Source organism: Pseudomonas sp. BIGb0558 (genome assembly GCF_024807515.1).
Lineage (GTDB): Bacteria > Pseudomonadota > Gammaproteobacteria > Pseudomonadales > Pseudomonadaceae > Aquipseudomonas > Aquipseudomonas yamanorum_A.
Map to the genome: position 1 here is coordinate 615157 of NZ_JANUEW010000002.1, position 7344 is coordinate 622500.

Genomic DNA, 7344 nt, shown 5'->3' on the forward strand with positions numbered 1-7344 from the left:
GCTTTTTTCCGTGAGTCCGGCTTAGACAGTAAGCATTTCAATCTGCCTTCAGCGACCTCTACGGATCTCGATAATGACTGTGCGTTTTTTCAGTAACTCACCCTCTTCCTACCCTCTGCTCGGTAAAGCCGTACGTGCAGCGTTGCTGTCGACCACGATGGGCATCGGCTTGTTGCCGGTGGCCGGTGTCGCGGCTGATAGTGGGGTCGAGCGCATCAGCCAGCGCTATGACATCCCTGCCGGGGCGCTGAGCGATGTGCTCAACCAGTTTGCCCGCCAGGCAGGTATCACTCTTTCCAGCACGCCTGCGCAAACTCAGGGCCGCCAGTCTGCCGGGCTGCACGGCGAGTATTCCGCGGAGCAGGGCCTTAGCCAGTTGCTCAATGGATCCGGCTTGCAGGCACAGCCACAGGACGACGTGAGTTTCGTGTTGCAGGCCCAACCCGAGAGCGAGGCGCTGACCTTGCCGACCACCGACATCAAAGGCTTCGCCCTGGGTAACGCCTTGGGCAGCATGGACGGCTACAACGCAACCCACAGCCAGATCGCCACCAAGACCAGTACCGCGCTGCTGGAGACATCACAGACGGTCTCAGTGGTGACCCGCGAGCAGATGGACGATCAGGGCTCGCAAACCGTTGCCCAGGCCATGCGTTACACCCCTGGTGTGCTGACCAACCCGTATGGCGCCACTCACCGCTATGACTATGTGGCGATGCGCGGCTTTAACGACGGTTCGGTGGATAACATTTATCTCGACGGTTTGAAGTCCATGGGGGACAGCGGGACCTACAGCACTATGCAGGTGGACCCGTATTTCCTCGAGCGGGTGGATATTCTCAAGGGGCCGTCGTCGGTACTGTACGGCCGCAGCTCGCCGGGTGGGCTGGTGGCGTTGACCAGCAAGAAGCCGCTGTTTGAGCCTTACCATCAGGTACAGGCCACCGTGGGCTCGCAAGGGCAGCGCGGCATGGGTTTCGACTTCAGCGGCCCGGTGGATGACGACAAGCGTATTGCTTACCGCCTGACCGGGCTTGCGGATAAGTCCGACACACAATTCGACCATGCCAAGGAAAAACGCTACGCGCTGGCGCCGACCTTGAGCATCGACTTTACCGATGACACGTCGCTCACGCTCCAGGCCTACCTGCAACACGATCCCGACGGTGGCTACCACGGAGGCATGCCAGCAGATGGCGCGTTGCATCAGCGCAATGGCCAGCGGATCTCCAATCACTTCTTCGAGGGTGAGCCGGGCATTGATGGGTACAAGCGTGATCAGCAGTCGTTCGGCTATCAATTTGAGCACCGCTTCAACGATGTTTTCACGGCGCGACAGAACTTTCGTTATCTGGACTCCAAGGTCCGCTTGGATCAGGTGTACGCCTATGGGTGGACTACGCCCACCAGTAATGAGCTGAACCGCTATTACTCAGGCGGTGACGAGAAGCTGCATGCATTCATCATCGACAACATGTTGCAGGCCGAATTTTTTACCGGCGCGACCAAACACACGGTGTTGATGGGGGCTGACTATCAACGGCGCAAAACCGTGGTGGACTGGAGCAGCGGTTCGCTGGCACCGATCAATGCGTTCAATCCGGTGTATGGCAACTCCGAGATCAGTTATTACAGCCCGACCAGCTACCTGCGTCGGCTTGAGCAGACCGGCGTTTACCTGCAAGACCTGATTGAAATGGACAAGTGGCGGTTCTCCCTCGGGCTACGTCAGGACTGGGTCGAGACCTCTGATGAGAATCGCATTGCTGAGGTTGGCCGGCCGTTAGGTACCGAGATCAGCGATAAACGTACCAAGCTAACCGGGCGTGCAGGAGCGCTTTATCTATTCGATAACGGTCTCGCGCCTTACGTCAGCTATTCGGAATCCTTCAACCCGAACTCCTACTCGGACAGCGCTGGTAATCCTTTGGCGCCTACCGACGGCACCCAGTGGGAGGTCGGCTTGAAATATCAGCCGCCGGGTACCGACAACCTGTTCACCGCTTCGCTGTTCCGCATCGATCAGGAAAACCTGGCGACCAAGCTGCCGCAGGAAAACTTCTATCGCGCGGTAGGTGCTGTGCGCTCCCAAGGCCTGGAGTTGGAGGCGCATATGCAATTGACAGACAACCTCAAGTTGTTGGGCAGCTACACCTTCACCGACATCGAGTATTCGAAATCGATGGTCAGCACGTTGAGCACTGCGGACAACGTGATCGAGAACAAGGGTAATTCGCCGACCCAGGCGCCGCGCCATATGGCTTCGGTGTGGGCAGACTACAAATTCGATAGCCGCGCCCTGGATGGCCTGCGCCTCGGTGGCGGTGTCCGTTATGTCGGCTACAGCTGGGCGGATGCGGAAAACACCATGAAGGTGCCCGCCTACACATTGTTTGATGCCTCGATGGGCTATGACTTGGGCAAGGTGGGGTTGAAGGGTGTGGACGTACGCCTGAATGCCAACAACCTGACAAACGAGTCCTACGTGGCGTCGTGCGCCAGTCTGAACTTCTGTTACCTGGGTGAAGAGCGCAACGTGAGTGCAACGGTGAGCTACCAGTTCTAATCCCACTCGATTCATACAAAGCCAGTTCCTGACTCCAGGCACTGGCTTTGTCGTCTCTGCAGGAAAATTTTATGCGCGCATTGATGGTTTTACTTCATCGCTACATCGGATTGGCGACGGCGTTGTTTTTGATGATGGCGGGGATCACGGGCAGCCTTTTGGCGTTTAACCATGAGCTGGATGAGTGGCTCAATCCCGGCTTCTATGAGGCGACGGCCAAGGGCTCGGCATTGCCACCAGGCGAACTGGTGGACACGCTGCAGGGGCAGCATCCCAAGCTGCAAGTCTGGTACATGGAGTATCCGCAGGAGGCCGGTCATACCGCCATGTTGGCGGCAGTTGCGAGAAACGATCCGGCGACCGGCAAACCCTTTGAGGAACCCAACCAGGTCTTCTATCTCGATCCGGTCAGCGGCGAAGAAATGGGCCGGCGTTTTTGGGGCGCATGCTGCTTTCAGCGTGAGAACTTAATACCGTTCATTTTAGAGTTTCACTACAACCTCACGCTGCCGGGCAATTGGGGGTTGTGGCTGATGGGGCTGGTGGCGATTGCGTGGGTGTTAGATTGTTTTATCGCGCTGTGGCTGACCCTCCCGAGGGGCAAACCGTTCTGGAAGAAATGGTCGACGGCGTGGAAGATCAAGGGCGGTCATGCTTATCGGTTGAACTTCGATCTTCATCGCGCTGGCGGGTTGTGGCTTTGGCTGTTGTTGCTACCGATAGCGGTCAGCAGCGTGGCGATGAACTTGCCGAGCCAGGTGTTCAAGCCAGTTGTCTCGCTGTTTTCACCGGTTGAGCCAAGCGTCTATGAGGCTCGTGGCAGGCTGCCAAGCGAGCAATTGGGCGTGACGCAACTGAGTTATCAACAGGCCTATGAACGGGCACTGGAGGAAGGCAAGCGTCTGGGACTTACGGCTGCGATCGGAGAGCTGTATTACAGCTTTGAGTACAACTTCTATGGCGCGGGTTTTGGGCAACATGATACCGAGGCCCATGGGAAATCCTGGTTGTTTTTCCACGGGACGGACGGGCGTTTATTAGGGCAGGAAATAGCAGGGCAAGGTACGTTGGGAGAGCGCTTTTATCGGCTGCAACTACCGATCCATGGGGGCAGGATCATCGGGCTGACGGGGCAGGTGTTGATTGCACTGCTGGGCGTTGTGATCGCGATGCTATCTGCTACCGGGATCTATATCTGGTGGCGCAAGCTACTGGCCAGAAGAAGCGGTAAAGCACGCAGGGGTTGAGTCTGCTTTGCTTAGCCCTTAAACGACAAAACCCCTGTCTGCGCTAGCAGACAGGGGTTTCGGAATTCAATCTTGACGATGACCTACTCTCACATGGGGAAACCCCACACTACCATCGGCGATGCATCGTTTCACTGCTGAGTTCGGGATGGGATCAGGTGGTTCCAATGCTCTATGGTCGTCAAGAAATTCTGTGTACCAGACCGTTGCGCTGGCAACGTGCCGGTGAAAATCATGTACTTCTACATAAACAAAACCCCTGATTGCGTTAGCAATCAGGGGTTCTGGAATTTAATCTTGACGATGACCTACTCTCACATGGGGAAACCCCACACTACCATCGGCGATGCATCGTTTCACTGCTGAGTTCGGGATGGGATCAGGTGGTTCCAATGCTCTATGGTCGTCAAGAAATTCGGGTACTGAGTCGTGACCAGTTGGCCTCGCTTCAGCAAATTGGGTATGTGATAGCTTCGGTGTTTTGTGAGATTCGAACTTTCGGTTCATTTCGTCTTCACACACCGCAATCTGGTGCCTTTTCAGGTCAGCAAATTGCTTGGGTGTTATATGGTCAAGCCTCACGGGCAATTAGTATTGGTTAGCTCAACGCCTCACAGCGCTTACACACCCAACCTATCAACGTCGTAGTCTTCGACGGCCCTTCAGGGAACTCAAGGTTCCAGTGAGATCTCATCTTGAGGCTAGTTTCCCGCTTAGATGCTTTCAGCGGTTATCTATTCCGAACATAGCTACCCGGCAATGCCACTGGCGTGACAACCGGAACACCAGAGGTTCGTCCACTCCGGTCCTCTCGTACTAGGAGCAGCCCCTCTCAAATCTCAAACGTCCACGGCAGATAGGGACCGAACTGTCTCACGACGTTCTAAACCCAGCTCGCGTACCACTTTAAATGGCGAACAGCCATACCCTTGGGACCGGCTTCAGCCCCAGGATGTGATGAGCCGACATCGAGGTGCCAAACACCGCCGTCGATATGAACTCTTGGGCGGTATCAGCCTGTTATCCCCGGAGTACCTTTTATCCGTTGAGCGATGGCCCTTCCATACAGAACCACCGGATCACTAAGACCTACTTTCGTACCTGCTCGACGTGTCTGTCTCGCAGTCAAGCGCGCTTTTGCCTTTATACTCTACGACCGATTTCCGACCGGTCTGAGCGCACCTTCGTACTCCTCCGTTACTCTTTAGGAGGAGACCGCCCCAGTCAAACTACCCACCATACACTGTCCTCGATCCGGATAACGGACCTGAGTTAGAACCTCAAAGTTGCCAGGGTGGTATTTCAAGGTTGGCTCCACGCGAACTGGCGTCCACGCTTCAAAGCCTCCCACCTATCCTACACAAGCAAATTCAAAGTCCAGTGCAAAGCTATAGTAAAGGTTCACGGGGTCTTTCCGTCTAGCCGCGGATACACTGCATCTTCACAGCGATTTCAATTTCACTGAGTCTCGGGTGGAGACAGCGCCGCCATCGTTACGCCATTCGTGCAGGTCGGAACTTACCCGACAAGGAATTTCGCTACCTTAGGACCGTTATAGTTACGGCCGCCGTTTACCGGGGCTTCGATCAAGAGCTTCGCGTTAGCTAACCCCATCAATTAACCTTCCGGCACCGGGCAGGCGTCACACCCTATACGTCCACTTTCGTGTTTGCAGAGTGCTGTGTTTTTAATAAACAGTCGCAGCGGCCTGGTATCTTCGACCGGCATGAGCTTACGGAGCAAGTCCTTCACCCTCACCGGCGCACCTTCTCCCGAAGTTACGGTGCCATTTTGCCTAGTTCCTTCACCCGAGTTCTCTCAAGCGCCTTGGTATTCTCTACCCAACCACCTGTGTCGGTTTGGGGTACGGTTCCTGGTTACCTGAAGCTTAGAAGCTTTTCTTGGAAGCATGGCATCAACCACTTCGTTAACTAAAAGTTAACTCGTCATCAGCTCTCGGCCTTAGAATCCCGGATTTACCTAAGATTCCAGCCTACCACCTTAAACTTGGACAACCAACGCCAAGCTGGCCTAGCCTTCTCCGTCCCTCCATCGCAATAACCAGAAGTACAGGAATATTAACCTGTTTTCCATCGACTACGCTTTTCAGCCTCGCCTTAGGGACCGACTAACCCTGCGTCGATTAACGTTGCGCAGGAAACCTTGGTCTTTCGGCGTGGGTGTTTTTCACACCCATTATCGTTACTCATGTCAGCATTCGCACTTCTGATACCTCCAGCAAGCTTCTCAACTCACCTTCACAGGCTTACAGAACGCTCCTCTACCGCATCACCCGAAGGTGATACCCGTAGCTTCGGTGTATGGTTTGAGCCCCGTTACATCTTCCGCGCAGGCCGACTCGACTAGTGAGCTATTACGCTTTCTTTAAAGGGTGGCTGCTTCTAAGCCAACCTCCTAGCTGTCTAAGCCTTCCCACATCGTTTCCCACTTAACCATAACTTTGGGACCTTAGCTGACGGTCTGGGTTGTTTCCCTTTTCACGACGGACGTTAGCACCCGCCGTGTGTCTCCCATGCTCGGCACTTGTAGGTATTCGGAGTTTGCATCGGTTTGGTAAGTCGGGATGACCCCCTAGCCGAAACAGTGCTCTACCCCCTACAGTGATACATGAGGCGCTACCTAAATAGCTTTCGAGGAGAACCAGCTATCTCCGAGCTTGATTAGCCTTTCACTCCGATCCACAGGTCATCCGCTAACTTTTCAACGGTAGTCGGTTCGGTCCTCCAGTTAGTGTTACCCAACCTTCAACCTGCCCATGGATAGATCGCCCGGTTTCGGGTCTATTCCCAGCGACTAGACGCCCTATTAAGACTCGCTTTCGCTACGCCTCCCCTATTCGGTTAAGCTCGCCACTGAAAATAAGTCGCTGACCCATTATACAAAAGGTACGCAGTCACCCAACAAAGTGGGCTCCCACTGCTTGTACGCATACGGTTTCAGGATCTATTTCACTCCCCTCTCCGGGGTTCTTTTCGCCTTTCCCTCACGGTACTAGTTCACTATCGGTCAGTCAGTAGTATTTAGCCTTGGAGGATGGTCCCCCCATATTCAGACAAAGTTTCTCGTGCTCCGTCCTACTCGATTTCATGACTAAGAGATTTTCGCGTACAGGGCTATCACCCACTATGGCCGCACTTTCCAGAGCGTTCCGCTAATCTCAAAGCCACTTAAGGGCTAGTCCCCGTTCGCTCGCCACTACTAAGGGAATCTCGGTTGATTTCTTTTCCTCAGGGTACTTAGATGTTTCAGTTCCCCTGGTTCGCTCCATACACCTATGTATTCAGTGTAAGGTAACCATCTTATGATGGCTGGGTTCCCCCATTCAGACATCTCCGGATCAAAGTCTGTTTGCCGACTCCCCGAAGCTTTTCGCAGGCTACCACGTCTTTCATCGCCTCTGACTGCCAAGGCATCCACCGTATGCGCTTCTTCACTTGACCATATAACCCCAAGCAATCTGGTTATACTGTGAAGACGACATTCGCCGAAAATTCGAATTTCTCAATTAAG

At 54.4% G+C, this 7344-nt stretch carries 2 protein-coding genes and 3 rRNA genes; 2 read left to right on the forward strand and 3 right to left on the reverse strand.

What is annotated here, in order from left to right:
* The first annotated feature begins 73 nt into the window (after nt 1-73).
* Together M2400_RS06060 and M2400_RS06065 are read left to right on the forward strand one after the other, a co-directional pair.
* Nucleotides 74-2566 (forward strand): TonB-dependent siderophore receptor, encoded by a 2493-nt coding sequence (locus M2400_RS06060; RefSeq protein ID WP_259195121.1) that lies wholly within the window; start codon nt 74-76, stop codon nt 2564-2566.
* A 71-nt stretch (nt 2567-2637) separates the two neighbouring features.
* Nucleotides 2638-3813 (forward strand): PepSY domain-containing protein, encoded by a 1176-nt coding sequence (locus tag M2400_RS06065; protein WP_177042426.1) that lies wholly within the window; start codon nt 2638-2640, stop codon nt 3811-3813.
* Nucleotides 3814-3883: 70 nt separating this feature from the next.
* Here the strand turns inward: M2400_RS06065 and rrf (M2400_RS06070) are convergent.
* The 3 genes from rrf (M2400_RS06070) to M2400_RS06080 all read right to left on the reverse strand — a co-directional run bounded on the left by rrf (M2400_RS06070) (nt 3884) and on the right by M2400_RS06080 (nt 7274).
* Nucleotides 3884-3999 (reverse strand): 5S ribosomal RNA (rrf, locus tag M2400_RS06070).
* A 109-nt stretch (nt 4000-4108) separates the two neighbouring features.
* Nucleotides 4109-4224: ribosomal RNA gene (rrf, locus tag M2400_RS06075) — 5S ribosomal RNA — on the reverse strand.
* Between the two features lie 156 nt (nt 4225-4380).
* Nucleotides 4381-7274: ribosomal RNA gene (locus M2400_RS06080) — 23S ribosomal RNA — on the reverse strand.
* Between the last annotated feature and the right edge of the window lie 70 nt (nt 7275-7344).